Raw genomic sequence first — 17,567 nt, 5'->3', positions numbered from 1 at the left:
CGGCCGGTGAAGCCGCTCGAGCGGGAGGCGGCCGTGCGCCGGATGCTGGAGAGCACTCCACCGCAGGTGCCGCCGGGCCTCACGGCGGAGGTGCTGCGGCGCGGCGGTCGCCTGCTGCGTCGCCGCCTGGTGGCGCGCCGCCTGCTGTGGCTGGCACTGCTGGCCGCGGCCCTCGCCTTCACGATCTGGGCGTGGACGGCGCGCCCCTGGGTGGAGCCGCCGTCGACGACGACTCCACCGTTCGGTACCTGGTGACCGGGCGGCGAAGGCGCCGCCCGGTGGCCGACTAGGCCAGGGCCTGCTGGAGGTCTTCCAGCAGGTCGTCGATGTTCTCGATGCCCACGGAGATGCGGACGAGGTCGGCGGGGACCTCCAGGGCGGACCCGGCCGCGGACGCGTGCGTCATGCGTCCGGGGTGCTCGATCAGGGACTCCACGCCGCCCAGCGACTCGCCGAGCGTGAACACCTTGGCGCGGTTGCAGACCTCGACGGCCGCCTCCTCGCCGCCCTCGACCTGGAAGGAGACCATGCCGCCGAACGCCTTCATCTGCTTCGCGGCGATCTCGTGACCGGGGTGCTCCGGCAGACCCGGGTAGAGCACGCGCGTCACGCGCGCGTGCCGGGTGAGCATCTCGGCGACCCTGGCGGCGTTCTCGCAGTGCCGGTCCATGCGCACGGACAGCGTCTTGGTGCCGCGCAGCACCAGCCACGAGTCGAAGGGCCCGGCAACCGCGCCCATCGCGTTCTGGTGGAACGCCAGTTCCTCGCCCAGCGCCTGGTCGTTCACGATCAGGGCGCCGCCGACGACGTCCGAGTGGCCACCCATGTACTTGGTCAGGGAGTGCACGACGACGTCGGCGCCGAGGGCGAGCGGCTGCTGGAGGTAGGGGGTCGCGAAGGTGTTGTCGACGACGAGCCTGGCGCCCGCGTCACGGGCGACCTGGGCGACGGCGGCGATGTCGGTGATGCCGAGGAGCGGGTTCGAGGGGGTCTCGACCCACACGACCTTGGTCTTCGGGGTGAGCGCGGCGCGCACCGCGGCGGGGTTGCTGGTGTCGGCGACCGACCACTCCACGCCCCAGCGCGAGACGACCTTGGAGAAGAGACGGAACGTGCCGCCGTAGGCGTCGTTCGGGATGACGACGTGGTCGCCGGGGCTGAGCAGCGTGCGCAGCAGGCAGTCCTCGGCCGCCAGTCCTGACGCGAACGCGAGGCCGCGGCGACCGCCCTCCAGGGCGGCGAGGTTCTCTTCCAGGGCGGTCCTGGTGGGGTTGGCGCTCCGGCTGTACTCGTAGCCGCCGCGCAGCCCGCCGACGCCGTCCTGCTTGTAGGTCGAGACCTGGTAGATCGGCGGGACGACCGCGCCGGTGAGGGGATCTGCGGTGTTCCCCGCGTGAATCGCGAGGGTCTCGAAGTGCTGACTGATCTGCCTGTCGCTCATGGGCCTGAGGGTAATGCTCTTGTGAGAGTGATGGCGGCGCGCGGACCGGGCGCGGCGCGGAGCGACCCGCCGAGCGGCGCGCGGCAACGGTTTTCCACAGCCGCCCGCCCCCGGTTTTCCACAACCTCACGGACCAGGTTGGCCAAGTGTCCGACCGGTCTGGTTCGCTTGTGGCATGGAGATTCTCTGGGTCCTGATGGCGCTGGCCTTGTTCAGCATGGTCCTGCTCCCTGTCCTCAGGCGCAGGCGGGCGGGCATCCAACAGGTCGCGCCGGGCTCCCCGGACGCCGCGGACCCGGCGAACTACGGCTTCGTCCGCCAGGAGGAGCTGGACGTCCGGATGCCCGGCCCCGACCAGGATCTGCTGGACGTCCTGGACCTGGTGCAGCGCACGCAGGACTATCGCGCGGCCTCGCAGCTCCTGGCCGGTACGGAGCAGGAGAGCGAGACGCGCTGGCAGCGGGTGCAGGCCTTCGCGGGCGCCGCGTCCCTGGAACTGCAGCAGCGGCCGGGCGGGGTGAGCGAGACGCCGGGCGGCCAGTGGCTGCGGGTGTGGCGGGCGGAGGCCCCGAAGGACGCGGGCGGCGCGGCCGTGCAGGCGGAGTTCCTGGTGCAGCAGGCGTGGCGGACCTCGACGCCGGGGACGGACGACTTCCGGATCATCATGGAGGAGGCGAAGGCGGCGTGCGCGCAGGCGGCGCTGCTGGCCCCCGGTGACCCGATCCCGTACATCATCGAGCTGTCGGTGGCGCGTGGACTGGCCTATCCGCAGCCGGAGTTCGAGCAGCTCTGGCTGAAGATACTGGACCGCGCTCCGGCCCACATGGGGGCGCATCTGGCGGCGCTGCACTACTGGTGCGAGAAGTGGCACGGTTCGCGGGAGCTGGCGTACAACTTCGCCGAGACCGCCGCGGCCCGCGCGCCGCGGGGCTCGCTCCTGGCCGCGATGCCTCTCTTCGCGGTCTTCGAGCACCTCCCCGAGGTGCATCTGGTGCGGAGCTTCTACCAGAGCGAGGTCGTGACGAAGGCGATCCACGGCGCGCTCTTCGCGGTGCAGGCGGCCCGCCCCGACGACCCGATGCTGGCGCATGTCCGCCACCTCCTGGTGTTCTTCCTCGTCCGCAGCGAGCGCTGGGCGGAGACGATGGCCCAGCTCGTCCACATCGACGGGCACGTGGGCGCGCTCCCCTGGACCCTGACGGCCGACCCGGCCGCGGACTACACGGTGTACCGGGCGCTCGCGGTGGCCGGGTACGAGGCGAACGGCGGCAGCCCGGCGACGCTGCCGCACTGAGGCCCGCACCGAGGCCCGCGCCAAAGACGCCAAAGGCGCCGGAGGCCGGAATGCGAGCCGGTACCAGAACGTTGAGCCAGTGCCGTCCCGGCGAGAGAACGGGGGCGGCGAGAAGACGAAGGAGCCCGCGCCATGCTGTTCGGTCGTACGCCCGTCCTGCCCACCCCTGAGCAGGCGCTCGAGGGCCGCTCGGAGCCGTCCTTCCCGGTTCCCGACCGCCACACGGTCCTCGGCACCCCGCTTCTCGGCCCCTACCCCGAGGGCCTGGAGATCGCCGACTTCGGCATGGGCTGCTTCTGGGGCGCCGAGCGCAAGTTCTGGCAGCTCCCGACGGGCATCCACACGACCCTGGTCGGCTACCAGGGCGGCTTCACGCAGAACCCGACGTACGAGGAGGTCTGCTCGGGCCTCACCGGCCACGCGGAGACGGTCCGGGTGGTCTACGACCCGCGGGAGATCTCCTACGCGCGTCTGCTCCAGGTCTTCTGGGAGTCCCACGACCCCACGCAGGGCTTCCGTCAGGGAGGCGACGTCGGCACCCAGTACCGCTCGGCCGTCTACACCCACACCCCCGACCAGGCCGCCACGGCGGAGGCCTCCCGCGAGGCGTACCAGAAGGTCCTCACGGCGGCGGGCTACGGCAGGATCACCACGGAGGTGCTCCCCGCCGAGGGCCGCACGTTCTATCCGGCGGAGGGCTACCACCAGCAGTACCTCTCGGACAGCAAGAACCCCGACGGCTACTGCGGTCTGGGCGGGACGGGGGTCACGCTGGACGCCCCGTTCGAGACCAACTGGGGCGCGTCCTGCCCGACGGGGCTCGCGCCCGCTCCGACCGAGGAGTGACCGAGGGGCGCAGCGGCTCCCGGTCCGCTCAGGGGTGCGGCTCGCCCTCCAGCGCCCTCCGGTCCCAGCCGCCCGACTCCGCGGCTGCCTCGTAGCTGCTCTGGAGGAAGTCGCCCAACATCCGGTCCGGATCGTCGGCGGTGGCGGCGACCTCGTAGGGCAGGACGAACTCGCCGAGGTCACGCCGGTAGGACGCCTCCTCAGGACGGACCGCGTAGTCCGCGAAGCCCGCGGGTTCCGGATAGGCGTACGCGTAGAACGCGCCCTCCTCGCCACCCCCGGGCCAGAACCCGCAGCTCGACAGTTCGAGGGAGTAGGCCTCCCTGGTCACCCAGTCCGGGCAGTTGGGGATGCCCCCGCCAGGGTGCGGCGGGGCGGGGCGCCCGGAGAAGCGGGTGCAGGCGAGGTCCATCGCTCCCCAGAAGAAGTGCACCAGGCTCACCTTGCCGACGAAATGCGACCGGAATTTCCCCAACACCCGGTTCGCTTGCATCAGTTGGCCCCAGAACAACCACGCGGCATGCGGATCGTAGGAAGCGTGCCGGAAGTCCTCGGCGAAAGGGACGGCCTGTTCGACTTCGTTCGGCCGGGGGTTGATCCGGGTCTGGATGTCCAACTCCCCCAGCGCGCCCATGACTTCGGCGTAGAACTGGGACACCGGCTTGGGTTCCAGCACCACCTCGCGCCGTCGTCCGTCACTGACACGTATGTACAGCCGGTGGTCCACGAAGTCGAACTCGATATCGAACACCCCCGTGCGGTACGGGATCGCGGACGTGGTCAGGCCGCGCGCGCTGACGTACAGGGTGACCTGCCACCAGTGATTTGCGGTGGGGGCGTGGGCCAGCCGGATCTTGCCGACGATCTGGGTCCACATATGCAGGGTGTCCCGGGTCTCGACCCAGTCCGCCACCCGCAGCCTCGGCCAGGTCCCGACCTTCTCCGCCTGAGTACGCCCGGTCATCACACCTCCCGGCAGACGTCGTCCATCCAGCCTATGACCCGGTGGCGGGACCGACCACGCGAGAGGCGCCCCCCGCCGCACCCCTGCCCAGCCGCCGCACACGGCACCCGACACCCGGCATTCGGCACCCGGCCGCCCAGCACCCAACCACCCGTATCCCCATCCATACGCATGACAGAACGTGAAATGCTATTCATCTGACAATGCGGTGCACGCATATCCTGAATTACGTCGACCAGGTATTGTCATCCGACCGAAGAAACGATTCACCATCACTCCATTCCCCCGAATGCCGGATACCTCTCACCCCATGGCGCTCGTTAGGTGATCGTGACTTGGAACGAACCAGACGATCAGACTCCCGCCGGAAGCGGAACGGTGTGCTGCGAACCGCCCGGAAGTGACGCGTACTTCAAGGGTTGTTCGGACCTTCTCGAAGAATTCCTCCAGCGGATCGGCGAGATGGAGAGCGAATACCTGCGCACTCTGGACGGAGCGCCCTGACCAAGGGCGCGGAGGAGCTGGAGAATGGACAGGCAGCAAGGTGAATCGAGCCTCTACGACTTTCAGTTCGCCCTGAGAACCGACTACGACACATACGACACCCTGGGGCAGCACTCCTACGAAGCCGTCCCCCTGGAGACGCATCACGTCTGGGGCTCGCCCGGCCCGGACTTCATGACCAACACCTGGGACCCGGACGAGGAACTGGCCCGGATGCTGTCCGGCGTGACCACCGCAACGACCACCGCGGAACCCGCTCCGGCCCCGCTGAACGGGCCGCATCGCCACCGGATGGACCGACGGCGCCCCCGGCCGGGAGCGCACACCCTCGACACCGGTCAGCGCTTCGACCCCGGCACGATCCTGATCGCGACCATCGCGGCCTGCGCGGTGGCCATGCTGGGCTGGTCCGTCGCCTACTCGTACAACCAACTGCGCGCCATCGCCTCGATCGTCCTGCCCGCGCCGCTGGCGCAGTGGTGGCCGCTGACGGTGTACGGGCCGTGGTTCGTCGCCGCGCTGTCGATCCTGCGAGCGTCCCTTCAGCACCGCACGGCACGGCGTTCCTGGTCCGTCATCCTGATCGCCTCCGCCACGGCGGTGGCCCTCTGCGTCAGCAACTCCTCGCATTCCGCGCTGTCGATGGTGATCGTCGGCATTCCGCCGATCACCGCCTTGGTGTGCTTCCGGGAGCTCGTCGGCCAGGTCTCGTACAAGTACCGCCCCCGGCACGCCGCGCCCAGCAGGGACTGACCCGAGGACCGGCCCCGAAGGCCGACCGGGGACAGGGCGGCGCGGCCCCAGGTGTTCTGGGCACGCGCCGCCCCCGGCGTCAGTGCGGACCGCTGCCGTACGACCGCGTCAGGATCTCCAGGTTGTGACCGTTCGGGTCGTCGAAGTACGCTCCGCGACCGCCGTCCCGGTGGTTGATCTCGCCCGGCTGGTGGTGGTGCGGGTCGGCCCAGTACGGCAGGCCCGCCGAGCGGATCCGGGAGAAGATCGCGTCGAAGTCGCCCTCGGAGACCAGGAACGCGTAGTGCTGCGGGGTGATCGCGTCGCTGGTCTCCATGAAGTCCAGCGTCACGCCGTTCGGGACCTGCACCGGGATGAACGGGCCGTACTGGGGATCCACCTCCAGCCCCAGCATCTGCGCGAAGAACTGTGCCGATGCCTGCTTGTCGTGCGCGGCGACGATCGTGTGATTCAGTTCGACGGACATGGGTCGGGCCTCCTGTCGCCTGAGTGCCAGAACCACTTCCCACGCTAGCGCCCCGGGGCGAGTGATGAGACGGGCGGACGCACGGGCGGCCCGCCGGAAGCCGTGCTTCCAGGCGGGCCGCCCCTGTCGCGATCGGGTCCTGTCGCTATCGGGTCCCGTCGCTGTCGATCACTTGCCGTACAGCGCGTTGATGATCGAGATCGTCGACGTGTTGCCCTTCTTGTCGGTGATCTTGGCGCGGAACGAGAGGCCCTTGTCCTTCTTCGGGTTCTTGTAGGTGATCTTGCCCTTCTTGACCGTCACCTTGGTCCAGGTCTTGCCGCCGTTGTACGAGACGTACACCGACAGGGACTTGAGGTTCTTGCCCGCGGCCGATCCCTGCACCGAGACCGGGGTCGTGGCCTTCTTGCCGGCGGTGACGCGGCTGTCCAGGCCGGTGGTCGCGGCGAAGCGGGCCGTCGAGGCGGGCAGCTTCGCCGACGAGACCTTCTTGGACTTGAACGTCCAGGTAGCGTCGACGCGGGTGGAGGCCGCGGCGACCTTGGCGCTGCGCGAGACCGAGGTCGTCAGCTTGTACGAGGCCTCGCCGGCCGGGACCTTGAAGCTCTCGAGGCCGAACAGCGGGTCGTCGTTCGAGCCGACCTTGGTGCCGTTGCGGTACAGCGTCGTCTTGACCGACGTGAAGTCCGAGGACCCGGCGTGCGTCTGGCCGTCCGCGAACAGCGGCAGCGAGCCGGAGATCTCGTTGCCGTCACGGAAGATGCCGTAGTAGGTGCCGACCCTCGGCCCGAACACGGCCGTGTTGAAGGTCTTGGTGTAGCTCTTGCCCGCCTTGAAGGTCTGCGGGTCGCCGAGCGTGTAGAAGGCCTCCGGGACCGGGAAGCCCTCGGCGTCCTTCTTGCCCGAGAACTGGGTCACGTCGAGCGACCACTTGACCCGCTCACCGGTCGAGACGTACAGCGTGCGCGTGCTGCGCAGCTTCTGCGCGACCCCGGTGTTATAGCCGACGTCCGTGGGCAGTTCGGCGGTGGCGCCGACCGCGCCGGTCTTGCCGCTCGTCGGCGACCCGAGCTTCACCTTGAGCGTGGCCAGTTCGCTCGCCTTGTAGTGGCGCACGTGCGCGCCCTGCAGCTTCGTCACCTTGGCGGCGGTGAACACGTCGTACTCGGCCGCGCCGCCCTTGCTCCACTGCCCGAACCAGCTCTGCCGCAGCCCGGAGGCCAGCGAGCCGCCGACGTGCGCGACGCGTACGTCCTTGAAGGACGGCGCCATGAGACCGGTCTGGAATCCGGCCGGGTCGTAGGCGTAGGAGACCGTGGCCGACACCGGCTTGACCGTGCCCGGCACCGTGATGTCGGCGGGCTTCGCCTTGGTCAGGTCCAGGGTGACGGTGGTGTTCTTGGTGATGCTCAGCTTCGGCTGGACCAGCCAGTCGAGACCGCCCGCGAACGAGTCCGGGTTCTTCACCGACATCGAGTCCAGCAGATACGTGCCCTTGGGCACCCGGAGGGTGACGCTGGTCGCGTTGCTGTCGGAGAAGTAGTCCCCGCCCGCGTTCGCGCCCGAGGTGGCGAAGAGGTCGGTGAGGTGGACGGGCTTCTGCCCGGCGCGGTTGACGTACTTCAGGGTGACGTCGTACGACTCCGCCTCGCGCTCCACGGCCGCGGCCGTCCGTACGCTCTGGCCGCCGCCCGATGCCGTCACGTACGCCGAGTACGCGCCGTCGGTGCTGCCGCCCAGGCGGGTGTCGACGGTGACGGGCACCGACGCCGTGCCGCCGGCCGGGACGGTGACCTCCTGCGCGCCCAGCGTGAAGAAGCCGGTGGGCGCCGCCTGGCCCTTGGGGCCGGTGGCCGTCAGCGCGAGCGACAGCGTCACGTCGGTCGTACCGGTGTTGCGGTACGTCAGCTCCTTGGTGACCGGTGCGTCGTCGGTGTGCGGCCACTGTGCGACGTCGAAGCTCAGGGACGACGGCTCGGCGAGTACGGTCTGCGCGATCGCCCGGTCCACGGCGATCCGGCCCGAACCCTGCTGGAACGGCGTGTAGTTGCCGCCCTTCGCGGAGCCCACGAGCGCGGACTTCAGCTCGGCGTAGGTCCAGTCGGGGTGCTGCTGCTTGAGGAGGGCGGCGGCGCCCGCGACATGCGGGGTGGCCATCGACGTACCCGAGATGGTCACATAGCCGGCCGGCTTCTCGCCGTACTCCTTGGCGATGGCGCTGCCCGCGGCCGAGGCCGCGGTGATGTCCACACCGGGCGCGGAGACATCGGGCTTGACCGCGCCGTCGAGGCCGGGGCCGCGGCTGGAGAAGGAGGCGGGCTTGTCCGCCCCGTCGACGGCACCGACGGTGAGCGCGTCGGCCGCGCTGCCCGGGGAGTCGACGGTCCGGTCGCCGAGTTCGCCCTCGTTGCCCGCGGCGATCGCGAAGAGGATGCCGTTCTGCTCGGAGAGCTTGTTCACCTCGGCTTCGAGCGGGTCGATCCCGGGGGTGTCCGCGCCGCCCAGGCTGAGGTTGACGATGTCGGCGCCCTGCTGGGCCGCCCACTCCATGCCCGCGAGGATGCCGGAGTCGTCGCCGTACCCGTCGTCGTCCAGGACCTTGCCGCTGAGGATCTTGGCACCGGGTGCGACGCCCTTGTAGGTGCCGTTCGACTTCGCGCCGGTACCGGCCGCGGTGGACGCCACGTGCGTGCCGTGACCGACCTTGTCGGCGGTGCCGGAGGCGGTGGAGAAGTTCTTGGCCGCGATCACCTGGCCCTTGAGGTCCGGGTGGTTCGCGTCGACGCCCGTGTCCAGGACGGCGATCTTGACGCCCTTGCCGTCGTACCCCGACGACCAGGCCGTGGGAGCGCCGATCTGCGGTACGGACTTGTCGAGGCTGGCCTTGCGGACGCCGTCGAGCCAGACGTGCGCGATGCCGGAGGCGGTGGTGCGGCCGTCGGTGACGGCCCGCCACAGTTCGGGCGCCTCCTTGCGGGACGTCTGCAGCGCGTCCGCGTTCAGGGACTTCAGGTTCCGGCGGAGCGTGCCCGCCTCACGGACGTCGGCCTTCGCGGTGTTCGCCGCGCCCTTGTAGCCGACGATGACCTTCAGGCCGTCACGCTGATTCTCGCGGCTGCGGGCGGAGTTGAGCCCCGTGACGTCGAACAGCCGCCGGTCCAGCTTGCCGGTCGCGACCATGGCGGACGCGTCGGCCGGGATCACATAGGTGTGGCCCTGGATCTTGCGCACCTGGACCGGGACGTTCTCACGGCCCTTCGCCCGCTCCAGGCCGACGACCCGGCCCTTGGCGTCGACGGCGACCCGGTCTCCGGTGATCAGCGTGATGCGGTGCTCGCCCGCGAGGGCGGCCGAGCCGCGGCCGGAGAGGGTCTCGGGCTGCGCTGTCGCCGGGCTGGTCATGCCCGCCGCCAGCGCCACGGCGGCGGCCGTGGCCACGGTCGCCGCGCATGCTTTCTTCACTTGTCTGCGCACATCTCCCCCTGGAGAAGAAGGTCCGGGCACATCCCCTGTCACCCGGCCGGAGGGGGTCTCGAACAGACGCGCGTCGCACGCACGTACGTCAACCCCCAGGCGAGCAGTATGCCTGGGGGGTGATCAATGCCTCAACTCGCCCCGCGGGGTACGAGTTGGGCGGTCCGACCGACGACGTTTCAGGACGTCACGTTCTCCTTGACCGTGATCTTCCCCTTGCGGATGGTCGCGAGGCGCGGCGCCTTCCTCGCGATCGTGGAGTCGTGGGTGACCATCACGAAGGTGAGCCCGTGCTCCTTCCACAGGGTGTCCAGGACGCCCATGATCTCGTCGCGCGTGGACTCGTCGAGGTTCCCCGTCGGTTCGTCGGCGAGCAGCACCTTCGGCCGCTTCACCAGCGCTCGGGCGATGGCGACGCGCTGTTGCTGACCGCCCGACAGTTCGGCGGGCAGATGCCCGAGCCGCTCGCCGAGACCGACCGACTCCAGCGCCTCGGCGGCCCGTTCGCGGCGCTCCTTCCCCTTCACCCCGAGCGGTACGAGGGCGGTCTCGACGTTCTCCTGGGCCGTGAGCGTCGGAATGAGGTTGAAGCTCTGGAAGACGAAGCCGATGTTCTCGCCGCGCACCTTGGTGAGCCGGGCCTCGGAGAGCCGGGCGAGGTCGGTGCCGTCGAGTTCGACGCTGCCCGAGGTGGGCTGGTCGAGCCCGCCGAGCATCTGGAGCAGCGTGGACTTGCCGCCGCCGGTGGGTCCTTGGATGACGAGGCGGTCGCCGTCGCCGATCGTGAGGTCGACTCCGTCCAGGGCCTGGACGGTCTCCTTGCCCCGCGTGTAGCGCTTGGTGACGCCTCTGAGTTCGTACATGGTCCAACTCCTGGATGACGAAAGGGGGTTGGGGCCTACGGTCAGGGCAGGCCCCAGGTCGCGCGAGCTATGACGCCGCGGGTGCTACTCGACGCGGCGCAGGGCGTCCGCGGGGCGCAGCCGCGAGGCGCGCCAGCCGCCGAAGCCACCGGCGACCAGACCGCCCGCCACCGCGAGGCCGACGGCGAGGCCGATGGTGGTGAGGCCGACCGGCGCGGTGAGCGCGACCTCCAGGGTCTTCGCGGCCCCTCGGCCGGGGCCGCCGAAGCCGCCACCACCGCCACCGGGACCACCGCCGAAGCCACCGCCGCCACCGCCGATCTCGGCCTGCAGCGTGGGGCTGATCGCGGTGACGGCGTAGGCGCCCGCGAGGCCGAGCGCGATGCCGAGGGCGCCGCCGACCAGGCCGTTGACCATCGCCTCGCCGATCACCTGCCGGGTCACCCGGCCCGACTTCCAGCCCAGCGCCTTGAGCGTGCCGAACTCGCGCACCCGGCGGGAGACCGCGGAGGAGGTGAGGAGTCCGGCGACCAGGAACGCGGCCACGAGCACCGCGACGGACAGCCACTTGCCCACGTTGGTGGCGAGGCCGGACGCGGTGGACAGGGAGCCGGAGACGGTGCTCGCGAGGTCGGCGGAGGTGGTGACCGTCGTCCCCGAGATGTTCTGCTGGATGGTCTTCTTGACGCTGTCGATCTGCTGCGAGTCCGTCGCCTTGACGTAGATCGTCGTGACCTTGTTCTTGGCGTCGGCGAGCGTCTGGGCCTGCTGGAGCGGCACGTACAGGTCGGCCGCGGAGTCGCCGCTGTCGGCCGTCGCGATGCCGACGACCTTGAACTTGACGCTCTTGATGGTGACGGTGTCACCGACCTCGATCTTGTTCTTCTTGGCGTACGCCGAGTCGACGACGGCGACCTCCGCGTTCGTCTCCGACGTCTTGAACGTACGGCCGCTGGTGATCTTCGAGGAGGTCAGCGGGCCGAGCGCGGACTTGGTGACGTCGGTGCCGTAGACCGAGTAGTTGTTGACGTCGAAGTCGGCGCCGCCGCCCTCGACACGGCCCTGCGGCGCGCCGCCCGGCATGCCCGTCCGGCCGCCGCCGCCCTGGTCCCGCTTGAACTCGCCCTGCTTGAACTCGCCGCTGATCTTGATGACTTGCAGGCTCAGCCCACCGACGGCGTCCGACACGCCCTTCTGCGCGCCGACCTCGGCGACCGTGCTGTTCGCCAGGGTCTGGAAGCCCTGCACCATCACGCGATCGCTGCTCTGCTTCTCCTCGGAGTCGCTGCCACGGGCGCCGAAGCGGAAGCGTGGCCGCTGCGCGTCGCCGCTCTTCGGGGACTCGGCCGCCTTGGTGACGGTCATGTCGGTGCCGAGTCCGTACAGCGATTGCAGAACCTTGTCCTGCGCCTTGCCCATGCCGGAGGACACGGAGTTGACCACGATGACCAGAGCGATGCCCAGGGCGAGCCCGGAGGCGACGACGAGCGCCGCCTTTCTCCGGCGGCGCAGTTCGCGCCTCAGGTAGGTGAAGAACATGGTCGAAAGCTAGGCAAGCACCCTGATGAACCCTTGAGCCCGCGCTGAGAGAACGATGAGAACCCGCGTTCCGCGAGCGCGTACAGCAGGACGCCCGCCGTCCCTGGGGGCGGCGGGCGTCCTGGTGCGGTCAGGCGTCTCGTGAAGTCACAGGAGAACGCGGGGAGTTCGGCGTCAGACGGCCGAACCGGCCTTCCACTGGGCCCAGTCGAGGTTCCAGCCGTTGAGGCCGTTGTCCGGGGCGACCGTCTTGTCCCCGGTGTTCTTGACGACCACGACGTCACCGATGAGCGAGTGCTCGAAGAACCACGCGCCGGAGGTGTTCGGGTCGTTCGCGCCCTTGGCGTCCGACAGGCCGACGCAGCCGTGGCTGGTGTTCGCCACGCCGAAGACCCCGCCGCCCCAGTAGCTGCCGTGGATGAAGGTGCCGGAGGTGGTCAGGCGCATGGCGTGCGGCACGTCCTTGATGTCGTACTCGCCCTTGCCGTCGCTGTCCTTGAAGCCGACCGTCGCGCCGTTCATCCGGGTCTCCTTGAACTTCTGGGAGATCACCATCTGGCCCTGGTACGTCTTGTTCTGCGGCGAACCCGCGGAGATCGGGATGGTCTTGACGACCTTGCCCTCCTGGGTGACCTTCATCTGCTTGGTGCTCGCGTCGACGTACGAGACCTGGTTGCGGCCGATCTTGAAGGTGACCGTCTTCTGCTGCACGCCGTACACACCGCTCGCGCCCTCGACACCGTCCAGGTCGAGTTTCAGGGTGACGGTGGAGCCCGCCTTCCAGTAGTCCTCGGGGCGGAAGTCGAGCCGGTTGGCGCCGAACCAGTGACCGACGACCTCCTGGCCGCTGCTGGAGGTCACGCTGATCTTCTTCTGGACGGCGGCCTTGTTGCTGATCGCCTTGTCGAAGTTGATCGAGACCGGCATGCCCACGCCGACGGTGGAGCCGTCCTCCGGCGTGAAGTTGCCTATGAAGGAGTGGGCCGGGGCGACGGTCGTGAAGGAGGCGTTCTCGTGGGCCTCGCGGCCCGAGGAGTCCTTGGCCGTCGCGGTGACCTTGTAGGTGGTCGCCCGCTCCAGCTTGGTGCTGGGGGCCCAGCTCTTCTTGTCGGCGGATATCTGCCCGTCGACGGCCGTGCCGGAGGCGGTGGTCATGGAGACGTTGGTCAGCGTCCCCTTGGCGACCGTGACCTTGGCGGCGTTGTTGATGGAGGCGTTGTCGGAACCGTCCGCGGGCGCGATCTTGATCTGTGCCTCGGAGGCCTTCTCGGCCGCCGCCTCGTCCACCTTGGCCTGCGAGGTGGCATCGCCGTTACTGGCCGCTTCGCTGCCCCCGCCGCATGCCGTGAGTACGAGCATCCCGCCGAGCAGTGCGGACGCGGCCGACAGAACCTTGCGCCGCCTACTGTCCGTCTTCACATGCTCCTCCATCATCGCCGAATTCCCGTAAGAGCCCATGGGCCCACGCAGCAACCTCAACGCTCCGACCGGTTCGTCCCGTTCCTCGTTCGGGAAGATGTGGGGAACGCCACGTCGGATCGAGGGATACGCGACCGGTCTCGGCCGCACGGGACACCAGGGAGCGCCCTGAGAGACGACAGGACCCCGGGTGTCGGTTGCCACCCGGGGTCACGATTTCCCCAAGACTTCTCAGCCGAGCCGGACCACCTCCCCTTCCTCGGCGTCGTCCGCCTCGTCCTCCGCGTCGAGGGCCCAGTCCGGCGAGTCCGGGTCGTAGTCGATCGACTCGCTGCTCCAGGAGGCCTGGGCGAGTTCGACCCCCGGCAGGTCGCCGAGCAGGTCGGAGGGGTCTACGAGGTAGGCGAGGGCCTCGGCGGCGTCGTCCGCGACCGCGCCCTCGGTGTACGCGCGCTCACCCTCGGGCATGTCCGGATCCTCGGCGATACGGCACAGCGCGGCCTTGGTGACGGCGCCCGCGTCGTCGACCTTGACGACCAACTCCGTACGAATACGGACATACCGCGATGTCTCTGGAGTACTCATGGCGGGCAGCGTACGGCCCGGAGCAAGCCGGGACGGGCCGCGACTTTCCCGCGGCCCGCGCCTTTCACTAGCATCGACCCACACGCCAATTCGCAAGCGTCACAAGAGGATCGGTATTTGGTGTCCGCCGCACGTCGATCGTCGTCCACCCCCCGCAGGACGTTGCTCACCGCCACCCTCGCGGGAACCCTGCTGGGGGCCCTGTGGTTCGTCCCGTCCGCGGGTGCCGCCCCGGACCCCTCCGGGCAGCCGGCCACGACCGGGAGCACCGCCGCGGAACCGGCGAGCACGGAGACCCGGCTCGCCGACACGGGAGCCGTGGACACGACCCCGTACGTGGTGGGCGGGACGCTCTTCCTGTGTCTGGGCGCGGGGTTCGTGACGTACTCGGTGCGCAGGGAGCGCCTGGGGGCGTCCTAGTACTACGGACTAGGAGTACGGACTACGGGCTGCGAGGGACTACAACCGCGTAGGGCCTGTTCCGGGGGCCGCCGTCGTCTTCGCGTCGGCGGCCCCCGTCATGGTGCTCAGGCCTGTGCCCGTGCTCAGGTCAGCGGTCCGGTGACCCGCTCGACGGCCGACACGAGCCGACCCGCCCGGACGAACCCGTCCGCCGCCGCGAGGTCCGGGGCCAGGAAGCGGTCCGGACCCGGACCCTCGGCGCCCGCCTCGCGCAGCGCGTCGATCGCCGCCCGGGTGGCCGGGGCCGGGGTCAGACCCTCGCGCAGTTCGACGGCCCGCGCCGCCGTGTACAGCTCGATCGCGAGGACGCGGGTCAGGTTGTTCACGGCCGTGCGCAGCTTGCGCGCCGCCGACCAGCCCATCGAGACATGGTCCTCCTGCATCGCGGAGGACGGGATGGAGTCGGCGGAGGCCGGGACCGCGAGCCGCTTCATCTCGCTGACCAGCGCCGCCTGGGTGTACTGAGCGATCATCAGGCCCGAGTCGACGCCCGGGTCGTCGGCCAGGAAGGGCGGCAGGCCGTGCGAGCGGTTCTTGTCGAGCAGGCGGTCCGTGCGGCGTTCGGCGATCGACGCCAGGTCCGCCGCGGCGATCGCGAGGAAGTCGAGGACGTAGGCCACCGGCGCGCCGTGGAAGTTGCCGTTGGACTCGACGCGCCCGTCCGCGGGCAGGACCACCGGGTTGTCGACCGCCGAGGCCAGTTCGCGCTCGGCGACCAGGCGGGCGTGCGCCATGGTGTCCCGGCCCGCGCCCGCGACCTGCGGTGCGCAGCGGACCGAGTACGCGTCCTGCACGCGCGGCGCCTCGTCCTGGTGATGGCCGGTCAGACCCGAGCCCTTGAGCACCGCGAGCATGTTGGCGGCCGACGCGCCCTGGCCGGGGTGGGGGCGGATCGCGTGCAGCTCGGGCGCCAGGACCTTGTCCGTGCCGAGCAGCGCCTCCAGCGAGAGCGCGGCGGTGACGTCGGCCGACTTGTACAGCGTCTCCAGGTCCGCGAGCGCCATGATCAGCATGCCGAGCATGCCGTCCGTGCCGTTCAGCAGGGCGAGCCCCTCCTTCTCGCGCAGCTCCACGGGGGCGATGCCGTGGGCGGCGAGGAGTTCGGCGGCGGGCCGTACGGTGCCGTCGGGGCCCTCGGCGTCACCCTCGCCCATGAGCGTCAGGGCGCAGTGGGACAGCGGGGCCAGGTCGCCGGAGCAGCCGAGCGAGCCGTACTCGTGCACGACCGGGGTGATGCCCGCGTTGAGGATGTCCGCCATGGACAGGGCGACCTCGGGGCGCACACCGGTGTGTCCCGAGCAGACGGTCTTCAGCCGCAGGAACATCAGGGCGCGTACGACCTCCCGCTCGACCCGCGGGCCCATGCCGGCCGCGTGCGAGCGGACGATGTTGCGCTGCAGCCGGGTGCGCAGCTCCTGGCCGATGTGCCGGGTCGCCAACGCGCCGAACCCGGTGCTGACCCCGTAGACGGGGTCCGGCTTGGCCGCCAGCGCGTCCACGATCGCGCGAGCCTCCGCGAGGGCCGCGAGGGCCTCTTCGGACAGCTCGATCCGGGCGTTCGCGCGGGCCACGGCGAGCACGTCGGACGCGGTGACTCCGGACGTCCCCACCACCACAGTGTGCATATCCATATTCAGGAGCGTACGCAGTGAATTCGATGATGTCACTAGGTGATTGGCGAGCGGCCCTCGCCTGAGCGAAGGGGGCCTGGGGTGGTCCGGGGGCGGTCCGGGCGAGACAGTCGCGCTCAGGACGGACGCCCGCGGAACCGGCGGCGCTCGCCCGTGGGCGGAGGCGTGTCGGCCAGGCGCACCACCGGATCCTCGGGCCCCTCGCGCCCCGCGACCACGGGCTTCGCGGCGCCCAGGGCCTTGGCCCGGTACTGGGCCGCGTCCGCGAGGCGGAACAACCGGCGGCCCGAGCGGACCGGCCCGATGGGGTCCAGGGTCGAGGCGACCCCGCAGGCGACGCCGTCGCCCAACTCCAGTTCGGCCGCGCGACGGCAGACCTCGTCGGCGATCCGGACGACCTCGTCGGCCGACGGACCGACGGCGAGGAGACAGAACTCGTCCCCGCCGAGACGGGCGACCAGGGTCTCCGGCAGCATGGCGCCGCACAGCGAGAGCACGGACCCGAAGCGCTCCAGCAGCCGGTCGCCCACGGCATGGCCCTGGGTGTCGTTGACCCGCTTGAGCCCGTTGAGGTCACAGACGACGAGCGAGACGCCGACCCCCTCCTCGCGGTGCCGCTCGATCGCCTCGTCCAGGCGGACGTCGACGGCGCGGCGGTTGGCGAGCCCGGTGAGGGAGTCGGTGAAGGCCAGCCGCCGCGCCTCCTCCAGGCGTTCGGTCTGGGCGATACCGGCGGCGACGACCGAGGCGAGGACGGTCGCGAACTCGGCGTCGGCGGGGTCGAAGACGGGCGCACCGGCCGGGCGGGCCACATACAGCTCGCCCCAGGCGCGGCCGTGCAGCACCAGCGGCGCGACGACGCAGCAGCCGCGCCGACGCCGACGCAGGGCGGCCACGCGCTGGTGGCAGTACCCGGCGTGCTCGGCGGCCTGGCCCTCCGCGGTCTCCACCCAGGCGCTCGCCCCGCCGCCGCCCGCCCAGCGCTCGTGCAGGAACTCGGTGATCTCCGGGAACTGGTGGACGGGGTACGCCTCGTGCTCCGGGAACTCCTCCTCGCCCGGCGCCAGCTCCCCCACGTTGGCCAGGACCCGCAGCCGCCCCAGGTCGCGCTCCCACACGGAGAGCGCGGCGAAGTTCCCGGCGAGCGCCCGGCACGCGCCGAGCGCGGCGGCCTGCCAGGACTCGCGCGGAGCCTGCGCGGCGGCCATCCCCTGCGCCAGCGCCACCACGGCCCTCAGCCGACTGTCCTCACCCATTCCTCCAGGCTAGGGACGTTCCGGGCGATACGGGACATCGATGCGCCGTACGGCTCTCCCGCCGCCGCAC

Annotated in this window: 15 protein-coding genes; 5 read left to right on the top strand and 10 right to left on the bottom strand. The window is 70.5% G+C overall.

What is annotated here, in order from left to right; translation table 11 throughout:
• Window positions 1–42: 42 nt before the first annotated feature.
• Window positions 43–255 carry a hypothetical protein gene (locus NGF19_RS24410; protein WP_289737114.1) on the top strand — a complete coding sequence of 71 codons (213 nt, stop codon included), beginning with the start codon at window positions 43–45 and terminating at the stop codon, window positions 253–255.
• Window positions 256–286: 31 nt separating this feature from the next.
• Here the strand turns inward: NGF19_RS24410 and NGF19_RS24405 are convergent, their stop codons facing one another.
• Entirely contained in the window at window positions 287–1,441 is a 1,155-nt protein-coding gene (locus tag NGF19_RS24405) for a cystathionine gamma-synthase (RefSeq protein WP_252427427.1), read from the bottom strand.
• A gap of 175 nt (window positions 1,442–1,616) precedes the next feature.
• Between NGF19_RS24405 and NGF19_RS24400 the strand changes: the two genes are divergently transcribed.
• Both NGF19_RS24400 and msrA read left to right on the top strand, forming a co-directional pair.
• Window positions 1,617–2,735 (top strand): hypothetical protein, encoded by a 1,119-nt coding sequence (locus tag NGF19_RS24400; RefSeq protein WP_252427426.1) that lies wholly within the window; start codon window positions 1,617–1,619, stop codon window positions 2,733–2,735.
• A gap of 132 nt (window positions 2,736–2,867) precedes the next feature.
• A complete protein-coding gene (gene msrA, locus NGF19_RS24395; RefSeq protein WP_252427425.1) occupies window positions 2,868–3,581 on the top strand; it encodes a peptide-methionine (S)-S-oxide reductase MsrA in 714 nt (237 codons plus the stop codon).
• 28 nt (window positions 3,582–3,609) lie between these two features.
• Here the strand turns inward: msrA and NGF19_RS24390 are convergent, their stop codons facing one another.
• Window positions 3,610–4,545: a DUF5996 family protein gene (locus NGF19_RS24390; RefSeq protein ID WP_252427424.1), complete on the bottom strand. Its 936-nt coding sequence runs from the start codon at window positions 4,543–4,545 to the stop codon at window positions 3,610–3,612.
• Between the two features lie 528 nt (window positions 4,546–5,073).
• Between NGF19_RS24390 and NGF19_RS24385 the strand changes: the two genes are divergently transcribed.
• A complete protein-coding gene (locus NGF19_RS24385; RefSeq protein ID WP_252427423.1) occupies window positions 5,074–5,802 on the top strand; it encodes a DUF2637 domain-containing protein in 729 nt (242 codons plus the stop codon).
• A 79-nt stretch (window positions 5,803–5,881) separates the two neighbouring features.
• Here the strand turns inward: NGF19_RS24385 and NGF19_RS24380 are convergent, their stop codons facing one another.
• The 6 genes from NGF19_RS24380 to NGF19_RS24355 form a co-directional block, all read right to left on the bottom strand.
• The gene (locus NGF19_RS24380; RefSeq protein WP_252427422.1) at window positions 5,882–6,268 is read right to left on the bottom strand and encodes a VOC family protein; all 387 of its coding nucleotides are present in this window, start codon (window positions 6,266–6,268) and stop codon (window positions 5,882–5,884) included.
• 168 nt (window positions 6,269–6,436) lie between these two features.
• On the bottom strand, window positions 6,437–9,730 hold the full coding sequence (locus NGF19_RS24375) for a S8 family peptidase (protein WP_252427421.1): 3,294 nt from the start codon (window positions 9,728–9,730) through the stop codon (window positions 6,437–6,439).
• A gap of 191 nt (window positions 9,731–9,921) precedes the next feature.
• Window positions 9,922–10,605 (bottom strand): ABC transporter ATP-binding protein, encoded by a 684-nt coding sequence (locus NGF19_RS24370; RefSeq protein ID WP_252427420.1) that lies wholly within the window; start codon window positions 10,603–10,605, stop codon window positions 9,922–9,924.
• Window positions 10,606–10,689: 84 nt separating this feature from the next.
• On the bottom strand, window positions 10,690–12,144 hold the full coding sequence (locus tag NGF19_RS24365; protein WP_252427419.1) for an ABC transporter permease: 1,455 nt from the start codon (window positions 12,142–12,144) through the stop codon (window positions 10,690–10,692).
• Between the two features lie 174 nt (window positions 12,145–12,318).
• On the bottom strand, window positions 12,319–13,575 hold the full coding sequence (locus tag NGF19_RS24360; RefSeq protein ID WP_252427477.1) for a L,D-transpeptidase: 1,257 nt from the start codon (window positions 13,573–13,575) through the stop codon (window positions 12,319–12,321).
• 219 nt (window positions 13,576–13,794) lie between these two features.
• Complete coding sequence (locus tag NGF19_RS24355) at window positions 13,795–14,148, bottom strand: hypothetical protein (RefSeq protein WP_252427418.1); 354 nt, start codon at window positions 14,146–14,148, stop codon at window positions 13,795–13,797.
• Window positions 14,149–14,268: 120 nt separating this feature from the next.
• Between NGF19_RS24355 and NGF19_RS24350 the strand changes: the two genes are divergently transcribed.
• A complete protein-coding gene (locus NGF19_RS24350; protein ID WP_252427417.1) occupies window positions 14,269–14,568 on the top strand; it encodes a hypothetical protein in 300 nt (99 codons plus the stop codon).
• 125 nt (window positions 14,569–14,693) lie between these two features.
• Here NGF19_RS24350 and hutH read toward each other — a convergent pair whose 3' ends face one another.
• Both hutH and NGF19_RS24340 read right to left on the bottom strand, forming a co-directional pair.
• The gene (hutH, locus tag NGF19_RS24345) at window positions 14,694–16,235 is read right to left on the bottom strand and encodes a histidine ammonia-lyase (RefSeq protein WP_252427476.1); all 1,542 of its coding nucleotides are present in this window, start codon (window positions 16,233–16,235) and stop codon (window positions 14,694–14,696) included.
• A 122-nt stretch (window positions 16,236–16,357) separates the two neighbouring features.
• Entirely contained in the window at window positions 16,358–17,497 is a 1,140-nt protein-coding gene (locus NGF19_RS24340; protein ID WP_252427416.1) for a GGDEF domain-containing protein, read from the bottom strand.
• Between the last annotated feature and the right edge of the window lie 70 nt (window positions 17,498–17,567).

The organism is Streptomyces macrolidinus (genome assembly GCF_023887685.1).
In the GTDB taxonomy this organism is placed as follows: Bacteria; Actinomycetota; Actinomycetes; order Streptomycetales; family Streptomycetaceae; genus Streptomyces; species Streptomyces macrolidinus.
Note: the sequence above shows the minus strand (reverse complement) of the source record. Positions and strands in the feature narration are given on the sequence as shown.

Bases quoted from the DNA above. Each gene is read 5' to 3' on its own strand.
- NGF19_RS24400 (WP_252427426.1), top strand. From the start codon at position 1,617: ATGGAGATTCTCTGGGTCCTGATGGCGCTGGCCTTGTTCAGCATGGTC.
- NGF19_RS24390 (WP_252427424.1), bottom strand. From the start codon at position 4,545: ATGACCGGGCGTACTCAGGCGGAGAAGGTCGGGACCTGGCCGAGGCTG.
- NGF19_RS24405 (WP_252427427.1), bottom strand. From the start codon at position 1,441: ATGAGCGACAGGCAGATCAGTCAGCACTTCGAGACCCTCGCGATTCAC.
- NGF19_RS24355 (WP_252427418.1), bottom strand. From the start codon at position 14,148: ATGAGTACTCCAGAGACATCGCGGTATGTCCGTATTCGTACGGAGTTG.
- msrA (WP_252427425.1), top strand. From the start codon at position 2,868: ATGCTGTTCGGTCGTACGCCCGTCCTGCCCACCCCTGAGCAGGCGCTC.
- NGF19_RS24365 (WP_252427419.1), bottom strand. From the start codon at position 12,144: ATGTTCTTCACCTACCTGAGGCGCGAACTGCGCCGCCGGAGAAAGGCG.
- NGF19_RS24370 (WP_252427420.1), bottom strand. From the start codon at position 10,605: ATGTACGAACTCAGAGGCGTCACCAAGCGCTACACGCGGGGCAAGGAG.
- NGF19_RS24385 (WP_252427423.1), top strand. From the start codon at position 5,074: ATGGACAGGCAGCAAGGTGAATCGAGCCTCTACGACTTTCAGTTCGCC.
- hutH (WP_252427476.1), bottom strand. From the start codon at position 16,235: ATGCACACTGTGGTGGTGGGGACGTCCGGAGTCACCGCGTCCGACGTG.
- NGF19_RS24410 (WP_289737114.1), top strand. From the start codon at position 43: ATGCTGGAGAGCACTCCACCGCAGGTGCCGCCGGGCCTCACGGCGGAG.
- NGF19_RS24360 (WP_252427477.1), bottom strand. From the start codon at position 13,575: ATGGAGGAGCATGTGAAGACGGACAGTAGGCGGCGCAAGGTTCTGTCG.
- NGF19_RS24340 (WP_252427416.1), bottom strand. From the start codon at position 17,497: ATGGGTGAGGACAGTCGGCTGAGGGCCGTGGTGGCGCTGGCGCAGGGG.
- NGF19_RS24380 (WP_252427422.1), bottom strand. From the start codon at position 6,268: ATGTCCGTCGAACTGAATCACACGATCGTCGCCGCGCACGACAAGCAG.